Source organism: Okeania sp. SIO2F4 (assembly GCF_010672385.1).
GTDB lineage: Bacteria > Cyanobacteriota > Cyanobacteriia > Cyanobacteriales > Microcoleaceae > Trichodesmium.
Map to the genome: position 1 here is coordinate 1 of NZ_JAAHGT010000855.1, position 4,211 is coordinate 4,211.

Genomic DNA, 4,211 nt, shown 5'->3' on the forward strand with positions numbered 1-4,211 from the left:
TTTTAACATAAGTTGTGGAATCAATTTGGAAACTAGCACCGATATAATATTCGTAATTATTCATATTGCTAGGGAATAGGGAATAGGGAATAGGAAAAAGTAATAAGCGTAGGTTGGGTTGAGGAACGAAACCCAACTATTAGGTTATAAGCAAGTACAGAAAAAAATTATCTATTATCAAAGATGGTATTGCCTTATTTTGTTGGGTTTCGCTTATAATATTCGTAATTATTTATAGTTAATATAATTTAGTAGGTTGGGTTGAGGAACGAAACCCAACTATTAGATTATTAGCAAGTACACAAAAAAATTATCTATTATCAAAGATGGTATTACTTGATTTTGTTGGGTTTCGCTGTCGCTCTACCCAACCTACTTTCTTTATACCAATTATTCTAACTGATAACTGATAACTGATAACTGTTAAACGTGAACTCGAAAATATTCTCTATACAAACCACACAAAGGAACTACAGCATTTCCCCGAAATTTAACTAATCCCATACTGCGTAATTTAAATCCTTCAATTGTACCAACTTCCACAGGAGTTTCTGCATTAACAACTTTTGTAATTGCTGTCTGCAAATTTTCATCTTTTTGTAAGTTCAATAAATGTCGATGTAAGTGATTATAGTAAGGTCCTTCATCGGTTGGTGCCAGTTCTAAAAGTCGTTCTAAAGTCATTTTTCCGCTAGCAATTTCATAGAGTGCTAGACGTACTAAATAGGGATGTCCTCCTAACATTTCCATTAGTGTTTCTATTTGTGCGTCAGACCAGATTAAGCCATGTCTTTGTACTAAATCTTTTACCTGTTCTAAGTTAAATTCTGGTAACTCAATTCCTAATCCCACATTAAATGGAGATTGATTAATATTCAGAGGAATATAAACCTCCTTAGAGTGAACAATTATTAATCGTAATCTTTGCCAATCAGGATTATTTTTACCTTGTTCGTGCCAAGCTCTTAATAAAGCAAAAAATTGTGTTGCTAAATCTTGATTTTGGAAAAGCTGGTCAACTTCATCTAGCCCCAAAACTATCGGTGTCTTAATTTCTTTAAGCAAATATTTCTCAAAATATTTAGTACATCGCTTTTTCACTCCCAAAACTTTTTTCCAATATTTATCTAACTGTTCCTCTAAATCCAATTCATCACTAACATTCGCGCAAAACCATTGCAAAAATTGGTCTAAATTTTCTATAAATTCTGGATCTATAGTTTGAAAATCCAAATAAACTGTGCGATAAGCTTCCTGACTAGCATGAGCTAAAATTCGAGATAATAAAGAACTTTTTCCCATTTGCCGAGGAGCTTTAATTCTAATTAAAGCATCTGGCTTCAAAATAGCTTGAAAACATTCTGACTCAATAGGAATTCGCTCGATATAAAAAGGAGAATTTAGGGGTACTTGACCTGAAGGTGGTTCTAATTTTGATTCGGGAGGCTGAGTTATATTATTACTACTAATATTGTTAATAATTGGAGGAGTTATTTTAATAGTTTCTCCCTGTTTTTGCTGAGGTATTAATGATTCTAAGTTTGGTTTGATATTCAATAATTCTGCCAAAGCAACTTTAGCATTTGGGTAGCGCTGATGCCAGTTAACTTTTACCATTTTGATTAATATATTGGCTAGCTCATCATTAATACCAGAAAGTAGAGTTTCACATTCTATTTCTCCAGAAATATTGTGGGGAAATTTTTGAGGAGATTTTCTAATTAAAGCTTGAATAGCAGTTACTCCAACGGCATAAATATCACTAGCAAATTTAGGTCTACCTTGTAGTTGTTCCACAGACATATAACCAGGAGTTCCAATATTAATAGTGCTAGTAGGTTGCCCATCATTACCAACTACTATAGTCCTAACTTCTTTAACAGCTCCAAAATCAATTAATACTAATTTTCCATCACTTTTGCGCCTCATAATATTGCCTGGCTTAATATCGCGATGAATCACATTATTATCGTGAACGAAAATTAGTAACTCCAGAATTTCTGCTAAAAATTCTATAACTTTAGATTCATTCCAAAAATGATTTATTTCTTTAGTTAAATCGTGACCTACTACAAGTTCTTGAACTAGGTAAAATTCATAGTCATGTTCAAAATAAGCATATAAAGTTGGAATTTGCTCATGTCTTCCCAGCTTATTCAGAGTTCGAGCTTCTTGCTCAAATAAATCTTTAACTTTTGCACTTTTTTGTGTTGGTTTTAATCGCTTCACCACACATCTTGGTTTAGGAATTTCCGGTATATCTAAATCTTCTGCAAGATAAGTTTCACCAAACCCACCACCTTTGCCTAATTTTTCAATAACTTGATAACGTTGAAGTAGAATTTATCCGATGAGAGAATTATTTTCAGACATTGGTAATTAGCACTTTTATCAGAAAATATAAAATCATTAATCATTGCCAATTTAAAAAAGCAATCAGTAATCAGCCACTCAGCCACTCAGCAGTAAACGTTTAGAAGGGGAATGTTACCCCTCCGCGCACTATCCTGCTTATAGAAGCACTTGATTTAAACGATCGCTCAAAAAGCTGTTAACGCAGTTCCGACCCAGGAGGCTAGCGTATAGGCTAAAAGCGAGCTAGCTAGTTAAAATTATATCATACTTAGATATAGCCTTTTTCATATTGATGAGTATCCCTATATCTTCACATCATCATCGAAACAAAAAAGCTATTCAACTTTTACCATATTGCTAAGTAGGTAGGCGCGAATAAACCTCACTATATAACGAAATGTTTATGCACCTCATACCTTTGAGATTGCTTCCTTCCACGGAGTGACCGTCGCAATGACGTACCTTTCAACAATTAATAATTAATAATTAATAATTAATAATTTACCTCTCCTTGAAAACGGATAGGATTGACTAATCATGAAAAATTTTTTCTTTTTTCCTCTTAAAAGGGGGAGGCTTTAGACCACAATTTATCGGTAAATTTTCCCACCTACCTACTTAAATTTTATATAGGATTATTGAATTTATAGCAATTTTTATTCATATAGATAGACCACAATTATTTAGGTAAGCATTCAGCGGTCAGCTAATAGCTATCAGCTATGATTTATTAACTCATTATCTTGGAAGGAGGAATTAGTATTCAAGGATAATTAAAAGTTATAAATGAAATAGTCTTTTCAGCTAACCTTGGTCGTTGCTTGATTCTTTCTTCCAAAAGCTGTTAACGCAGTTCCGACCCAGGAGGCTAGCTGAATGCTAATAGCTGAATGCTTACTTATTTAGTCTGTAACTTATAGCCTTTATCTTATGAAATAAATACAGTATTTTTTCTGTTTCCTATTTTCTGTTCTCCAGTGAATTATTTATCAATTCAATGCTACTGGATATGATATAATTTTAGATTGTCGCTTTAATGTTAATGCTCTGCAAAAATTGCTAAATTCGATACAAAATCTAGTTAGTTTAAATGTATCCTGAGTAACGATTTTTTTTTGCAAATATGTATTTTACATCCGTAGTTACTCTGAAATACTAATTTTTTTGGAATATTGATAAATTTGATACACAATTAATTTTTATTTAAAGTATCATTAGCAATTAAGTTCCACTTATAAATGTATAATTTGATAGATTTAGGAAATTTCTCACACAGTCAGCATTAAGTATATATTAGGTATGAAAAATAAACAAATGATTTTCGCCTAGTCAATCTTATTTAGCAGAGTTACCTCTGCAATTCAACAACTTTTAATAGTCAAAAATCAAAACTTAATAACCATCTAGTTATAGCTAGATTTTGCCAAATCAGTCTTCTCTGAAACCAGAACTACAATTAAAAATTTCAGTAATTTAACTGATTCATTCTCAACAGAAAAGTAAAAGCTTTATTCCATAAAGTTCAGTTGACCAACCATAGTTAACTGGCTCTAGTTTTTACTGTCAAATTTGATATTTTCTCTAGATACAAAGTTGATTAAACAAATAACTTATGTTAACGGAGATAGCTAATTAACTTTCAATTCTACCCCTAATTTTTTTTCTGTTCACAAAATTTTAAATAAATCACAATTTAACCATGAATAACTGTCCTTGTTGCTCTAATCAAATGCTACGTCATAGCCGTAATTCCCAAATTTATTGGTATTGTTTGCACTGCAAGCTAGAAATGCCTAATTTAATGGAAAGGCTCAAAAAACGGACTATTTTAAACAGCTTTCGCGAACATTCCTGTA

At 32.1% G+C, this 4,211-nt stretch carries 1 protein-coding gene; it reads right to left on the reverse strand.

Going from position 1 to position 4,211, the window contains the following annotated elements:
- Positions 1 to 423: 423 nt before the first annotated feature.
- A complete protein-coding gene (locus F6K22_RS33870; RefSeq protein WP_293108498.1) occupies positions 424 to 2,343 on the reverse strand; it encodes an AAA-like domain-containing protein in 1,920 nt (639 codons plus the stop codon).
- Positions 2,344 to 4,211 lie beyond the last annotated feature (1,868 nt).